Annotated in this window: 12 protein-coding genes; 2 read left to right on the top strand and 10 right to left on the bottom strand. The window is 62.9% G+C overall.

Features of this window, described 5'->3' with window-relative positions:
• The first annotated feature begins 234 nt into the window (after positions 1-234).
• Complete coding sequence (locus tag HP556_RS20650; RefSeq protein WP_175368361.1) at positions 235-1,413, top strand: glycosyltransferase family 4 protein; 1,179 nt, start codon at positions 235-237, stop codon at positions 1,411-1,413.
• Positions 1,414-1,428: 15 nt separating this feature from the next.
• Here the strand turns inward: HP556_RS20650 and HP556_RS20645 are convergent, their stop codons facing one another.
• From HP556_RS20645 to HP556_RS20625, 5 genes are all read right to left on the bottom strand, one after another.
• Complete coding sequence (locus HP556_RS20645) at positions 1,429-2,595, bottom strand: glycosyltransferase family 4 protein (RefSeq protein ID WP_175368360.1); 1,167 nt, start codon at positions 2,593-2,595, stop codon at positions 1,429-1,431.
• The gene (locus HP556_RS20640) at positions 2,588-3,610 is read right to left on the bottom strand and encodes a polysaccharide deacetylase family protein (RefSeq protein WP_175368359.1); all 1,023 of its coding nucleotides are present in this window, start codon (positions 3,608-3,610) and stop codon (positions 2,588-2,590) included. The genes HP556_RS20645 and HP556_RS20640 overlap by 8 nt, the downstream gene beginning before the upstream one ends.
• A gap of 54 nt (positions 3,611-3,664) precedes the next feature.
• Complete coding sequence (locus HP556_RS20635) at positions 3,665-5,164, bottom strand: lipid II flippase MurJ (protein ID WP_175368358.1); 1,500 nt, start codon at positions 5,162-5,164, stop codon at positions 3,665-3,667.
• 70 nt (positions 5,165-5,234) lie between these two features.
• Positions 5,235-6,389, bottom strand: coding sequence for a glycosyltransferase family 4 protein (locus tag HP556_RS20630; RefSeq protein WP_175368357.1), 1,155 nt, complete (start codon positions 6,387-6,389; stop codon positions 5,235-5,237).
• Positions 6,389-8,701, bottom strand: a complete 2,313-nt coding sequence (locus tag HP556_RS20625; protein ID WP_175368356.1) for a GumC family protein — start codon at positions 8,699-8,701, stop codon at positions 6,389-6,391. The genes HP556_RS20630 and HP556_RS20625 overlap by 1 nt, the downstream gene beginning before the upstream one ends.
• A gap of 353 nt (positions 8,702-9,054) precedes the next feature.
• Here HP556_RS20625 and HP556_RS20620 point away from each other — a divergent pair, with 353 nt between their 5' ends.
• Positions 9,055-9,228, top strand: coding sequence for a DUF1328 domain-containing protein (locus HP556_RS20620; RefSeq protein WP_175368355.1), 174 nt, complete (start codon positions 9,055-9,057; stop codon positions 9,226-9,228).
• A gap of 28 nt (positions 9,229-9,256) precedes the next feature.
• Here HP556_RS20620 and HP556_RS20615 read toward each other — a convergent pair whose 3' ends face one another.
• Genes HP556_RS20615 through HP556_RS20595 form a run of 5 tightly spaced genes read right to left on the bottom strand, consistent with a single transcriptional unit; the run spans position 9,257 to position 14,222 of the window.
• Positions 9,257-9,970, bottom strand: coding sequence for an ABC transporter ATP-binding protein (locus tag HP556_RS20615; RefSeq protein WP_175368354.1), 714 nt, complete (start codon positions 9,968-9,970; stop codon positions 9,257-9,259).
• Positions 9,951-10,715 (bottom strand): ABC transporter ATP-binding protein, encoded by a 765-nt coding sequence (locus HP556_RS20610; RefSeq protein ID WP_089265353.1) that lies wholly within the window; start codon positions 10,713-10,715, stop codon positions 9,951-9,953. The genes HP556_RS20615 and HP556_RS20610 overlap by 20 nt, the downstream gene beginning before the upstream one ends.
• The gene (locus HP556_RS20605; protein WP_175368353.1) at positions 10,712-11,713 is read right to left on the bottom strand and encodes a branched-chain amino acid ABC transporter permease; all 1,002 of its coding nucleotides are present in this window, start codon (positions 11,711-11,713) and stop codon (positions 10,712-10,714) included. The genes HP556_RS20610 and HP556_RS20605 overlap by 4 nt, the downstream gene beginning before the upstream one ends.
• Entirely contained in the window at positions 11,710-12,579 is an 870-nt protein-coding gene (locus tag HP556_RS20600) for a branched-chain amino acid ABC transporter permease (RefSeq protein WP_175368352.1), read from the bottom strand. The genes HP556_RS20605 and HP556_RS20600 overlap by 4 nt, the downstream gene beginning before the upstream one ends.
• An 8-nt stretch (positions 12,580-12,587) precedes the next feature.
• Complete coding sequence (locus HP556_RS20595) at positions 12,588-14,222, bottom strand: amidohydrolase (RefSeq protein WP_175368351.1); 1,635 nt, start codon at positions 14,220-14,222, stop codon at positions 12,588-12,590.
• Positions 14,223-14,293 lie beyond the last annotated feature (71 nt).

Here is a 14,293-nt window from a genome sequence, read left to right as displayed (position 1 = left end):
CGCATGCGACGGCGCCAATTACCGACTCCAGGTGGAGCGGAATACTACTTGGCGCGGCAGGGCTGCATTTGCTCGACTGTGTCCGAGTGTTTCCGCTGATATCCCTTATCGCGAAGGTCAAATCTTAGACGTTGTGCTGGTGACAAAAGCCTGCGAAAGCAGGATATTGATGAAATTGCGACTTATCAGCGCACCTACGGTATTGGCGTTCACCCGTTTTCATAGTGTCGGCCCATGACCATCGAGATCGTCCAGATCGTCCAGGAGTTGAGTTCGGTCGGCGGCGTTGAAAGCGTGGCCAGCGAACTCGCATGCGCATTCAGTCGCGCCAAAATCGCCAACACAGTTCTCGCCAGCGCCGTCGGCGACAAGGCAACGCCAGGTACGCGCATCGAGCGCGTCGGCGCCTGGCTTTCGCACATCAAGACGCGCGGCATCCTGCGCTATCTTGGTCGCGCTTTTGTCGTTCCCACCTTCACATTACTGGCGACGCGCGCCGCCTATCATCATCCCAAGGCCGTCATCATCAGCCACGGCGACAGCCTGACGGGCGACGTGTTGGTCGTGCACGCGGTCAACGCGCAGAGCCTTGCCGAAAAGCGCAACGCCGGCTCCTGGTCATGGATGCTGAATCCCATGCATCTGTGGGTGGCCCTGCGTGATCGCTGGATGATCGGCGGCCTGCGCTATCGCATGTATGTCGCGGTCTCGCCGCGCGTCGCAACTGAACTGCAACAGATCTACAAGGTGCCAGCGTCGCGCATCCGCGTGATCCCCAACGGCATCGACCTCAATCGCTTCGCCCGCGACACCGCGGCCGGTCTCAGGATCCGTCAGGAATTCGGCATCCCGGTGGACGCAAAGCTGCTTCTGTTCGCCGGTCATGAATTCCGCCGCAAGGGTCTGGCACATGCCATCGGCGCGCTCGAACGCCTCGGCCCGGATGTCTGGATGCTTGTGGTGGGCTCGGATAATCCCGCGCCCTATCGCAAACTGGCGACGACCTCCGCCGATCGGCTGGTCTTTACGGGATCGCGTACCGATATGCCGGCCCTCTACGCTGCGGCCGACGCCTTTGTACTGCCGACTGCCTATGAAACTTTCTCGCTGGTCTGCATGGAAGCCATGGCCTGCTCGACGCCGGTTTTTGCAACGCCGGTTGGCGGCATCGAGGATTATCTCGTCGATGGCGTAAACGGCTATCAGATCAAGATGGACGGCGCAGACATCGCCGACAAGATCGCGATGGCTTTCTCCGATCCGGCGACACTGGCCCGGCTGTGCGAAGGCGCGCATGCCACGGCACTGAATTACGGCTGGGATTATGTCGGTTCGCGCTACATCGAGCTGCTGGAGCAGGTGCAGGCGTCGAAGAACGAATTTGCGCCGGGCGCTATGGCGGTCGGCGCCTGATCGCAAGCGCCTGCTTCAAGGGCGCGGCCGATCAGCCCCCCGCTTTGCATCGGCGGCCTGCTGGCAGGCCGACACCAGCGCATTCGCCACCACCTCGTAAGTAAAACGCGTCAGCACGTTGTCGCGCGCGGCCGCGCCGCGGTCCAGCAACTGCTGCGGGTGGGCAGCAAGCCGATCCAGCAGTGTCGCCAGTGCATCGGGATCCCGTTCGGGAATAGTCCAGCCGCCCTTGCCGACAACATCGGGAATAGCGCCGCCCGTCGAACCGATCACCGGCACGCCGCAAGCCTGCGACTCGACGATCACCCGGCCGAACTGCTCACGCACGGCGCTGGTGGTGCGTGTCAGCAAGATCATTGCATCGAGACCGCTCAGGAATGACGCGACATCGGCCGGTTTGCCCCAGCCCCGGAATGTGACACGATCGGTCAGTCCCAGTTCGTTGACGCGCAGTTTCAACGCAGGCTCATGCGGACCTTCGCCCATGATCGCCAATGTCACATTCGCCGTGGCGCGCTTCATGGCGTCGAGCGCGTCGTCGAGACCCTTCTCCTCGACGAGACGCCCGACATAGCCAATGCGTAGTCCCCGCCCGGGCGCAATCGGCGCCTGGCGCTCGCCGGTCTGATTGAAGGTCGCAAGATCGACGCCATAGCCAATCGGCGACGTCGGCCCGGTATAACCGCGCGCGCGGACGACTGCTGTCGCCTCCGGACTGCGCGAGAGGATATGATCCGTGTTCCGCAACACGACCTTGCGGATGAATTCGAACGGTGGTGGCAAGCGCTTCAGGATGTTCTGATCGACTTCCAGGACCATCGCGGCCCGGCCCTTCAGGATGCGCGCCTGCATCGCGACGACGCTCCACGGCTCTTCCCAGAGATGGATTACATCGGGATCGACCTCACGGATGAGACGCCGCAAGCCCGGATAAAAATGCAGATACCAGCTCATCGGGCCGGCGCGCGGCAAGCGGATCGGCATCACATGCACGGTCATTCCGGGATCGTCGGATGGATCCGCAATAATCGTACGGCCGAACTGATACCACGTAGCCGGAACGACGAGATGCATATCGACGTCATCGCGCCCGACGAGTGGATAGTATCGCAGACGCCCCGCATCGCGGCTGACGGCGGAATGTGCAATTGAGAGGACCTTGAGACGACGACTGCTAGACACGCCCCGTCATCCTCGCGGCCACACCCGTCAGGCCAGACAGATGGAGCTCCATGGTCGCGAGACTGCGATCCGCGCCGTTGATCGTGCAGCGTGGCAGGTTGTAGGCATCCTGGCCGTTGCGCACGAGGCCCTTGCGCGTTGTCGCTGCACTCGCATAACCGGCATCGCGCGCGATCGCGAAATCGCGCGGACCGCAATCGCCCGAACGTCCATAGGGAAATGCGAAATGCCTGGCGGGAATGCCAAGGCGCTCGACCAACCGGTCACGGCTACCCTTGAGTTCGAAGCGTGCCCCATCCGGCGACAACGACGAAATACGGGCATGCGTCACGGTGTGGCCGCCGATCTCCACCAACGGATCGTCGCGCAACTCTTCGAGCATCTCCCAGGTGATCGCATGCTTCCAGTGCATCACGTCGATGTCGACACCATTGAGCTCGCAAAACTTCTTGTAAGAAGCCGCAGCCTGCGGACCGTCCCAACGCTCTGCAACACGATGGAACGCCGCACGCTTGGCGTCAGACGTCGGCACGTCGATCGCACCATCTTCGAGAATGACCCGGTCGTTGTTGAGCAATGTATCTTCCAAACCTGCGGCCCATAGCGGAAGCGTGCCGTCAGGAATGCCCGTCGTGACAAATAACGTCACCGACACGTTGTGACGGCGAAACAGCGGCACGATCTCCTCATAGGTATCGCGATAGCAATCATCGACAGAGAAGTTGACGAAGCGATCGTTGGACTTTCTGGCCTTCGAGCGCTGGATCGCTTCTTCCATCGTCACGACATCCCAGCCGCGTTGCTTCAGATGCGACAGGAACTGATCGAGAAAATTCGTATCGAGATAGAAATCGCGGTTCGGCAGTTTTTCCCAGGCCCGAGCGGAGGCGCCGCGATGAAAGGTCATTAGGCAACCACGCGTGCCCATGAACATATCGGCAGCCATGCTGATCGGGCGAACCAGCGCTTCGGAAGACGCCATGCGTCGGGCGGCGCTGGATAACAGGTGCTTCATCGAAAAGTCCTCAGACGATCAAGGCACTCTCTAATACAAAAACACATATCAAAATCATAAGCGCCCCCGGACGCGCGCAAATGCCGCAATGTAGACGCCCGGCATCAGCATCGCGACAGACAGCGCGAGGCAGACCAGATAGGCGAAGCCACCGGCGAAAAGCCGCTGCCACGGGCCCGTCAGAACCTCGTGAATTTGCCAGCTGAAGAGTGCCATCAGCGCTGCCGGGAAACACGCGAGAAACATCAGGTAGAGCAGCTTACGCCGGGACCCCAGGACGATCATGACGCCAGCCAGAAGAACGATACCACGGGCGGCTTCGCCCAGTCCAAGCAACAAGGTGCCCCATTCATGCGCCGTGGGCAGGTATGAGGTGAGAAGGTTAACTACGATATTAACCAGATAGGCAGTGACGATGATGGCAGCGGCCGCAAAATTCCGGCCTGCGCCATTGAGGATGCGGATCAGGATCCAGCCAAGCGTCGCAGCCCATAGGCCAAGCGCGATGCCGCGCAAGGCCTGACTGGTCAGGAACAGCGCCTGCTCGTTGAAGGCGCCGCGCAGAAAAACCAGCCGCACGATCTCCGGCGCGAACATGGCGAGAAAGACCGATGCCGGCACCGCGAGTGCGAGAATAGGCCGAGCGATCCCTTCGATCTGCGCGCCGACGTCCTTCGGCGGGTGGCTGGACAACACCGCCAGCCCGACCGGCTGGCTGATCAGCAGCAACGCGCTTTCGGTCAGCGTGCGTGCATAGTCCAGCGAGGCCACTGCACCGGTCCCGACCCGCGATGCCAGCAGGCGTTCGATCCAGACATTGGCCTGTTCGGCGACCGGTAGCGCGAGCAGCGGTCGCAGCCGACGAAAGAATTCGCGGCCTGACGCCAGCACTGATGACAGCGACAGGCCCTTGAAGCTGAGCACGCCCTCGCGCCACATCGTGTAGAGCCCCCAGGCGCCGAGCGCGTTGAAGGCAGCCGAGAACGACCAGGCCAGTGTATGAAAGTTGCCGGACACAGCAACGAGGGCAATGCCCATCAGCACGGCGACGTTCAGGATGCTGGCGCGGATATTCGTCAAGCGGGTCCGACCGAGCGCGATTTCGCCTGCAGCCAGCACGTTGATCATCGCCGAGGCCGGCATGCCCAGCGCCATGATGCGAATGAAGTCGAGAGTGAGGCTACGCCCCTCCGCCGAAAAGCCGCCGACCAGCGCGTCCACAGCCCGCTCGCCGAGCGCCTGTAACCCAACCATCAGGATCATGGCGATGCCGGTGATCGCCACCGTCATGGCACCGAGGCGCTGAGGTCCGTTGCCGTCCTTCAGCGCATCCCGGTGCATCGGGATCATCACGGCGGGCACAGTTTCGTTCTGCAGGAAGGCCAGCGGCAGCATCACCGCCGTGATCGCGCCACGAAAGCCGTCGGCGACCAGCGAGGCGCCGAGCACTTGCGCCATCAAGATCTCGCGGCCGAAGCCCAGCAGCTTGCTGGTCAGCGCACCGCTGATGAGAATCGCCGTAAACTTGCGCGTCGAATGCCGGGCGCCGCTCATAAGCGCGCCGCTACGGCCCGATCAGGGGCCGTCCAGGAACTCAAATTGCAAACTGAGCAGCGATGCGCGGTCACACGGGCGCTCCCGCGGCCGCTCGCCCGATCAGGTTTGAAACCGTCTGCAGCATCTGATCGACGCTGTAATGCGACCGAGCCCGCGCTTCGGCGTAGTGCAACTGGCCCGCCAGTTCAGGCGGGCGCGACATGACCTTGGTAATAGCGGCGGCCAGCGCATCGGCGTCCCCTGGCGGCACCAGCGTCCCGGCCTTGCCGGCTTCGAGAATATCAGACGCCGCACCGGCATCCGTCGCAATCACAGGCACATCGGCGAGCATGGCTTCGACCAGCGTTCGGCCAAACGGTTCGGGATCGATCGAGGGATGGATCATCGCATCGACGGCGCGCATCAGCCGCGGCACGTCGTTGCGCTGGCCAAGGAAATGCACGCGATCGCCGAGACCGAGATCCGCCACCATCCGGTTGAGCTTCTCGGCATAAGGCTCTTCGCCAAACAGCGCAGCCCCTGCAATAATACAGCTGACGCCCGGCGTCTTTGCCAGAGCCTGCAACACGATATGCTGCCCCTTCCACGCCGCGAGGCGGCTGAAGACGCCGACGAGCGGCCCTTCGGGTAATTTCAACTCGCGCCTGATCTCGAGCGGCGTGCTGGCGTCCGGCGGCACATCAAGACCGTTGGGCACGATCGCGACCAGCTCCTTGCGGCCGCCTTGGGCAATGAAGGCATCTGCAGCAGCTTGCGAAGGAACGACCACCTTTGCCGTACAATAATTCGCCAGCGCCACCTGCACGCGGCGCTGCGTGGCGCCGAAATGCTCACTGCTGATGATATCGTGCAGGTGCCAGATCAGCGGACGCCGCGCCAGCGTGGCGGCGACGGCCGATAACACAAAGGCCTTCTGCGAATTCGCATAGATGACGTCATGACGGCGCGCTTCGCGCGTCAATTCGGCAATGATGGCCCCGAGCCGACCAATCAGCGGAAAGGCTTTCAGGATTGAGCTATCGCGCCTGACATCCGAGAGCCCCTCGCCCCAGCGCGACACACGCACCTTCAGGCCCTTGGCTGCAAGCGCCTGATGCAGCGGGCCATCCTCGAACAGGAAGGCCGCCTCGCCCGCCCATGGCTGAACAAGATCGATCAGAACGAGCTCAGCGCCGGAGATCGAGCCCGTATGGCAGACGAACAGAACGCTGGGAGCGGGCATCACGTCGCTCCGGCATAGGCATTATTCGAAACCCGGTCTGTGCCGCTCGGCGTATTGGCGTCCGGCATCATGGTGACGGCAATGCCGAAGACGCTGCCGCCCGCGACACGGATCGCGCTGGATGTCGCCACTGCCTGCCCGATCGAGGAGCGGCCGGAACGCATGCAGAGCAGCACACCATCGACCTGCCTGGCCAGCACGCCCAGATCGGTCTGGATGCCCGGCGACGGCGCGTCGATCAGGACGACGTCGTAGATCTGGCTCCAGAGCAGGAGATCACCGAGCGGCTTACGCATCAGCAGTTCGGCGGATGCCGAGAACGGCCCGGCCGGAATGACGTCGAGATTGGGAGTCGCGGTGCGGGCCACCGCTTCGCGCGGCGTGATGTCGCCGCGCAGAATTCCCTGCAACCCCATGCTGCTGCGTAAGCCCAAGGCTGTTTCGAACTTCGGCGCGCCGAAATCGCATTCGATCACCAGCACACTGCGGCCAGCCGTTGCGAGATATTGCGCCAGGGTCAGGGTCAGAAACGTTTTGCCCTCGGCCGTCGTCGGCGACGCGACCAGAATCTTGCGGCGTGTCCTGGTGTCATTCGACGTCAGCAGGCCCGTCGCCAGATCGCGGAGTGCATCCTGATAGTGCCGATCCTGCAGCGCGAGCGGCAGCGCACGCGACAGCGAGGCGCCGGACTGCGCCGTGAGGATCGCACCGATCGGCGATTCCGATGGATCGCGCTTGACGGTCGGCAATCGTGCCAGAACGGGCGCGCCGGTGACGACGGCCAATTCCGATGACGACGTCGGCAGTGGCGGTCCGGGACGCGGCGTCACGGGGGCAGTCGCCTGAACAGCGGCCGGAGCGACTGGTGCAGCGACTGCGACAGGTGCAGCTACGGCGGCAGGCGCAGCGGCAGCAGGCGTGGCTGCGCGCGCGGGGCGAATGGTTGCCGTCCGCAGCCGGGACAGACCCGCAAGATTGACGCGATCGCCGAAGAAGGCTGCGACGAATGCGAGCAGCAGGCCGAGCGTGCCGCCAGCGGCCAGGAACGGAATTTTCTTCGGGAAAAACGGCTTGGTCGGCAGTTCGGCAAGGCTGACCAGCCGTGTATTGCCAATCAGCACGCGCCGCTCGGTTTCGAGTTCGCTGGCGCGCTTGTAGAGATCGGCATATTGCTGGCGCTTGATCTCGGTGCTGCGCACCATGCTCTCGATCGAGGCCTCGTCCGATGTCGCCGAGCCGACTTCAGCCTTCACGGCATCCATCTGCTTTTTGAGCGCGTTCACGAGGGCATCATTGGCGTCGAACGCCTTCTGCGCGCTGGCGGCAATGCTCGCCACTTCCGTGGCCATACGCTCCTTGATCGCGGACTGCTCCTGCTCCAGCGCACGCAGCGACGGATGCCGCGGCCCCAGTACATTGGCCTGGCTGGCGAGCTGCGCAGTGACAACCGTGAGCTGCTGCTTGAGATCGGCGATCGAACGGTTCGACAGCACAGACGGCGAGTCGGCAGCGCGCGCCTGATTGGTCTTGATTTCCTGCAGGCGGGCGAGCGCATCGGCACGCGCGGTCTCGGCGGTCGACAGCTGCTGGCTGATACTGCTCAGCCGCTCCGAGCTGATCGGCGCCAGCGATCCGCGCATCAGGCCCTTGTTGCGGCGAAATGCCTGGATCTTGGCATCGGCATCGCGCAACTCTGCATCCAGCTGCTTGGCTTCCTTCCAAAGATATGACGCGGCAACCTCGCGGCTGCTCGCACCCGATGTCCGCTGCTCGTCGAGAAACGCATTGGTCAACGCATTCGCCATCTTCTGCGCGACTTCGGGGATCGACGAAGTGTAGGAGATATTGATGACGCGCGAACGTCCGACAGCACCGATAGCGAAATTTCCCGACACATAGTCGATCAGCGCCGCCGTATCGGTCTTCATCTTTTCGCAGCTGGAGCTGCTGCTCCTGCTCTGACACTCTTCAATCGCGGCTTCCGTGACGCCCGGCTGCTGCATGGCGAGCCGCATCACCCGCGGCGAGCGCGCAATCAGCAGCTGGCTCTCGACGTCGGCGGGATCGCCGATCTTCTGCGCCCAGGCGGCCGAGGCGTTGCTGTTGCTGGGCTCCTGCTCGGCGACGATCACCGAACCTGTGGCGAGATAGCGCACGGGCAGCACAACCAGCGCAATGACTGTCAGGATCATCACGCCGAGAAACACCGCGCCGAACAGGCTACGATTGCGCCAAACCCTGAGCAGCGGACTCTCGCCCGCCGCGCCATCGGCGGCTTCCGTATTCGTAACGATGGCGCGTTTGGTGAACATGCGCGTCAGACTTTACTACGGGGCGCTGGCACCGCACATCCCTGCGCCGTAACGGTGCTCACCCAGCGCAACCACCCATGACCGACCGCGACACGCATACTGAACCCTTTGTCCCCCGAACCACAAATCCACTGCGGGGAGCAGGTCTACTATCCATTCATTAGGGATGTTTTGGTTAAGGGCGGGTTTAAAATGCTAACCAATACCTTTGCGCTGCCTAATTAGTAGGCTGTTACGCCTCCCCCGGACCGGTGCCGCATTAGCGAGCTAGGTAGGTGCGGCAGCTTTGGTTGCGAGCCGGAACCAAATCTCGCAGCGCGGCGTTCCGGAATTGCTGCAACCGGAGTTCCCCGATGAGCCTTCTGAAATGGGCGCTGATCTTCTTTCTGATTTCCATCGCCGCCGGCCTGTTCGGCTTCACCGGCATTTCCGCCGCCACGGCGGACGTCGCGCGCGTGCTTTTTTATATCTTCCTGGTGATCTGCATCGTGCTGCTGGTATTGGGGATCACGATCTTTCGGGCCTGACGCGCCGGGCGGCGCGCCAATCCGGGGTCTAGTGAATGCCGACGCCGACCAGCCGATCGACCAGCGCGCGGTCGGCAGTCAGCACATCCGGCGTACCGCTCCAGCTGTTGCGGCCACGCTCCATCACCATGACGCTGCTCGCGAAATCCAGCGCGCGCTCGATTTGCTGCTCGACCAGAATGATGGTGACTTCACTGGTGGCGGCCAGCTTCGCCAGCAATGCCATCAGCTCGTCGCAGATCACGGGCGCGAGGCCTTCCAGCGGCTCGTCCAGCAACAGGATCGACGGCTTGCCCAGCAGTGTCCGGGCCATCGACAGCATCTGCTGCTCGCCGCCTGACAGCTGCTTGCCGTAATTGCCGCGGCGTTCGCGCAGCCGCGGAAACATCGCATAGGCTTCATCGAGCGCCGACGTCGACCGCCCCTTCAGCCCGGTGCGCAGATTCTCCTCCACCGTCAGCGAGGCGAAAATGTCGCGGGTCTGCGGCACATAGCCGATCCCGAGATCCGCGCGCGCCGAGGTCCGCTTGGCCGTGACGTCCTGGTCGCCGATCCTGATCTCGCCGCCGTGACGAGTCGTCAGGCCCATCAGCGTCGCCAGCAGCGTGGTCTTGCCCATGCCGTTGCGGCCGAGCACGGCGAGACGATCACCTGCTTTCACCGAGAACGAAATGCCCTCGATGATCCGCGTCGGGCCGTAGCCGGCGCTCAGGTTCTGGATATCAAGTGGCGCGGCGGGCATCGGCATAGCTCCCCAAATACGCGCGGCGCACTTCGTGATCGGCGGTGACCTGATCAGGTGATCCCTCGAAGATCAACCGCCCGGCCGCCAGCACCAGTACGCGCCTGGCAAACTTGAACACCAGATCCATGTCGTGCTCGATCATCAACACGGCGATATCAGGTGGCAGCCGATTGATCGCCTCAAGGATTTTGGGCGCCTCGTCATGCGGCACGCCGGCGGCGGGCTCGTCGAGCAGGAGCACCTTCGGATGCAGCGCGAGGCCGATGGCGAGCTCGATCAGGCGCTGCTGGCCGTAAGCGAGCTCGACCACCTTGCGATAGGCCAGCCTGTCGAGACCTAGATGGCTAAGAATCTCGCTCCACTCCGCACGCACCTCCGGCAGTTCCGTCGATGACGAGAAAAACCGGCGTGTGATCCGCTTGCGCTGCATGATCGCCAGCGCGACATTGTCGGCGACGGTGAGATTGGCAAACAGCCGCGTGGTCTGGAACGTGCGCACCAGACCGCGACGCACGCGATCCGGAATGCTGAGACCGGTGATCTCGTCGCCGCCCATGAAGAATTGGCCTTCGCTCGGCGCGATGTCGCCGGTGATCAGATTGACCAGCGTGGTCTTGCCAGCGCCGTTCGGACCGATAAGCGCTACGCGGTCACCGGCAGTCAATTTGAAATTGACGTCGCGCGTCACATGCAGACCGCCGAACGAGCACGACACGCCACGGGCTTCGAGGAGATTGGTCATGCCGCCTCTCCCTTGCGCTTGAAGCGGGAGGCCAGCGACAACACCGGTTCGATCAGCCCGCGCGGCGCGAACACCACAATCAGGATCAGCAGCAGGCCGACCAGCGTCATCCAGTGGAACGGATTGGCGGCGGCCACGATATGCTCGAAGATCATGAAGATGATCGTCCCCGCCAGCGCGCCCCACAGATGCCCTGCACCGCCAAGCACCAGCATGACCAGTACTTCCGCCGAGCGCTCGAAGCTGACGCTATCGAGACCGACGACGCCGGTGCTGATCGCCGTCAGCGCTCCACCGATCCCGGCAACGGCACCAGCGACGCCATACATCACGACAAGGCGCGGATAGATCGAGACGCCGATCATCTTGGCGCGCAGATCGTCGTCCTTCATGCCGCGGCACATCAGACCAAACGGTGAGCGCACGAAACGCTGCAGCAGCACGAACACAATGACCAGCACGCCCAGTGAGAACAAAAATGCCGTGCGGCTGTACATGTCGAAATTGAAGATGCCGAACACCTTGCCCGGTGTAATGCCTGACAGGCCATCGCTGCCGCCGGTCAGCCACGACAGCTTGTTGGCAAGTGCGGCGACCAATTGCCCCACAGCAATCGACAGCACCAGTTGCGGCAGTCCGCGAAACCGCGTGATCAGCGCGCCGGAGATCAGCCCCATGATGGTACCCGCAAACACGCCGATCGCCAGCAACGCAATGGGATCGGTGATGCCACGCACGCAAGCAATGCCGGCGGCATAGGCGCCGACGCCGAATTGCGCGGCATGGCCGAGCGTGGCGACGCCGCAATAGCCGGTGACCAGATCGAGCGACAGCACCAGGAATGCGATGCCGATCAGCCGCGTCAGGAACGCCAGATCGTCCGGATACAGGAAGTAGCCGATGGCACCGAGCACGATGATACTCAGCGCACCTGCCGCCTCCTGACCGAAGGGAATGCTGCGCTTGTGCGGAACCTGGGTCGCGACGATCTCGCTCATGCGTGCGACCTGCCAAATAGGCCATGCGGAAACAGGAACACGACGACGATCACCGACAGATAGAAGAAGAAGTCGCCGAACTCCGGCGCGAGATATTTGCCGGTGGTGTCGGCGAGGCCGAGCAGGAGCGACGCCGACAGAGCGCCAAGGATCGAGCCTGCGCCGCCGACAGAGACGACGACGAGGAACGTCACCATATAGCGCAGGGCATAGAACGGTTCGATCGGCAGGATCTCCGCGCCGACCACGCCACCGAATGCGCCGAGCCCGATCGCCAGCGCGAAGGTCACCGCATAGATGATTTCGGTGCGGATGCCCAAGGCGTCCGCCATACCACTATGATCGACCGAGGCGCGTAGCTTGATTCCGAACTCCGTCTTCTCGATCAGAAGCCACAGCGCCAGCGCCGTAACCACGCCGCAGGCGATGACAAAGATGCGATGGGTCGGCAGCATGCGGAAACCGATATCGAGCGGACCACTGAGGGTCTGTGGCAGCGGAATCGATTTCAGCGACGGGCCGAAGATGAAATTGACGATGCCGATGATGAAGAACGTGATCCCGATGGTCATCAGCACCTGAATCAGCGGATCGGACTTCCGGTAGATTCGACGATACAACAGAATCTCGAACGGGATCGACACGATGATGGTGCCGACCACTGCCATCAGGATCGCGACGCTGTAATGCACATGCAGGTCGCGGATCGCATAGGAGGCCAGATAGCCGCCAATCATGGCGAAAGCGCCATGGGCGAGGTTCACGACGCGCATCAGCCCCATCATGATGGACAGGCCGATGGAAATGATGAACAGCACCATCCCGTAGGCGACGGCGTCGATCATGATGCTGAAGACGGTACGCATGATTGATCCTATGCCGAAGCAGCGCCCGAGCGCCATTCCGGAAACTGCGGCATGGCGTCATGGACGACGGCGCCGCGCACTATGGTGAGCAACACCTTCGTCTCTTTCAGAGGGAGGCAGTTGGCGGCGAAGGGATTGCGATCAAGGGCGATCAGATCGGCCGCCGTACCCGGCATCAGCGTGCCGCGCCAGTCTTCCTGCCTCATCGCGATGGCGCCACCGACCGTATAGCTGTGAATGGCTTCGCGGACGCTGATGGCTTCACCCTGCCCGATCGGCGCACCATTGTCCGAGGCGCGGGTCACCGCATCGGCGATGCCATCCCACGGAGACCACGACCCGGTCGGCGCATCGGAGCTGGCGATGTAAGTGACACCCGCGTCGATCACGGAGCGGCCGGGATAGCAACGATCGGCGCGCGGACCGAATGCGCCGGCAATCGAGCGCCGCATCCGGGTGAGGAAACTTGGCTGGGTGACGACGAGTGCGCCCAATGCCTTCATCCGTGCCAGCCCACCGGCGGGCGGCACGAAGTAATGTTCGATGCGGTGCCGGACATCGGCGCGGGGATGTGCCGCCTGCGCCTTCTCATAGGCTTCGATGATGCAGTCGATACCGCGATCGCCGGTACAATGAACGGCAACCTGCCAGCCGTCCGCATGGGCCTCCGCGACCACGCGTTGCAGTTCGATTTCATCGCGCATGAACATGCCGCGGGACGGCGTATCGAAGAAATCCTCGCTCACCGCCGAAGTTCGCGCGCCGACGATGCCATCGGCGAAATATTTCAGCGTCATCGACTGCCAGTCGGCGTCGTGCGTCGGCACCAGCCCACGCGCCGCCGCTTCAGCCGGGTCGAGCTGGTTCATGAAGCCGAGCCGCATTGGCAGCACATCACCATTTGCGCGGATCTCGTTCCAGATCGCGAATTCATCATCGAAGCCGACGGTGAATCCGACCGCGGCTTCTACGACAGCAACAAGACCTAACCTGGCGCTATCGGCAATTGTCGCGCGCAGAGCTGCGGTGAGCTCATTGCGATCCATCGGCGGTGCAGCACGGAATATCAGTTCGGCTGCGCTTTCTTTGGCGCTGCCGTCCAGTCGGCCATCCTCGGAGCGGCCGAACGTGCCGCCTTCCGGGTCGGCGGCAGCATCGTCGATGCCCAGCAGTCGCAGCGCGGCACTGTTGACGACGGCGACATGACCGCAGAAGCGGCGGATCAGCACCGGATGATCGGGAATGGCGCCGTCGATCTCGGCCCGTGTCGGCAGTCGATGCTCGGCCAGTCCGTTCTCATCGAGGCCCGCGCCGTAGACCCATTTATCACAGGAAATGGCGCGCGCACGCGCAACCAGCAAATCAAGCACATCGGATATCGTGGGCGCGTCACGCGGCGTCACCGGCACCTGCAAGCGCGCATGCGCAATCGCGAACAGATGGATATGCGCATCGGTCAGGCCGGGAATGACGGTGGCGCCCGCGAGATCGATCGTCTCGTCGGCGGATGGCGCAACATCCGCTGCACCAATCCAGACCACCTTGCCATCGCTGACGACGATGCTGTCCGCGGGGGTTTCATCCCAGGCAGAACGATAGATGCGGGCATTGATCAGTCGAAGCGAGCGCGCGCGGCTGGTCATGTCAAAGGAAATCTCATCTCGCGCGACGATGTCGCAGAAAGAGGGGGATTCCGCAACGAGGCGGAATCCCC

Source organism: Tardiphaga robiniae (assembly GCF_013359755.1).
Classification (GTDB): Bacteria; Pseudomonadota; Alphaproteobacteria; order Rhizobiales; family Xanthobacteraceae; genus Tardiphaga; species Tardiphaga robiniae.
This window is presented reverse-complemented; position numbering and strand designations above follow the sequence as displayed.

What these genes read in the sequence shown, in the direction of transcription:
- HP556_RS20650 (WP_175368361.1), top strand. Translation starts at nt 235, where the DNA reads ATGACCATCGAGATCGTCCAGATCGTCCAGGAGTTGAGTTCGGTCGGC.
- HP556_RS20640 (WP_175368359.1), bottom strand. Translation starts at nt 3,610, where the DNA reads ATGAAGCACCTGTTATCCAGCGCCGCCCGACGCATGGCGTCTTCCGAA.
- HP556_RS20635 (WP_175368358.1), bottom strand. Translation starts at nt 5,164, where the DNA reads ATGAGCGGCGCCCGGCATTCGACGCGCAAGTTTACGGCGATTCTCATC.
- HP556_RS20630 (WP_175368357.1), bottom strand. Translation starts at nt 6,389, where the DNA reads ATGCCCGCTCCCAGCGTTCTGTTCGTCTGCCATACGGGCTCGATCTCC.
- HP556_RS20625 (WP_175368356.1), bottom strand. Translation starts at nt 8,701, where the DNA reads ATGTTCACCAAACGCGCCATCGTTACGAATACGGAAGCCGCCGATGGC.
- HP556_RS20620 (WP_175368355.1), top strand. Translation starts at nt 9,055, where the DNA reads ATGAGCCTTCTGAAATGGGCGCTGATCTTCTTTCTGATTTCCATCGCC.
- HP556_RS20615 (WP_175368354.1), bottom strand. Translation starts at nt 9,970, where the DNA reads ATGCCCGCCGCGCCACTTGATATCCAGAACCTGAGCGCCGGCTACGGC.
- HP556_RS20610 (WP_089265353.1), bottom strand. Translation starts at nt 10,715, where the DNA reads ATGACCAATCTCCTCGAAGCCCGTGGCGTGTCGTGCTCGTTCGGCGGT.
- HP556_RS20605 (WP_175368353.1), bottom strand. Translation starts at nt 11,713, where the DNA reads ATGAGCGAGATCGTCGCGACCCAGGTTCCGCACAAGCGCAGCATTCCC.
- HP556_RS20600 (WP_175368352.1), bottom strand. Translation starts at nt 12,579, where the DNA reads ATGCGTACCGTCTTCAGCATCATGATCGACGCCGTCGCCTACGGGATG.
- HP556_RS20595 (WP_175368351.1), bottom strand. Translation starts at nt 14,222, where the DNA reads ATGACCAGCCGCGCGCGCTCGCTTCGACTGATCAATGCCCGCATCTAT.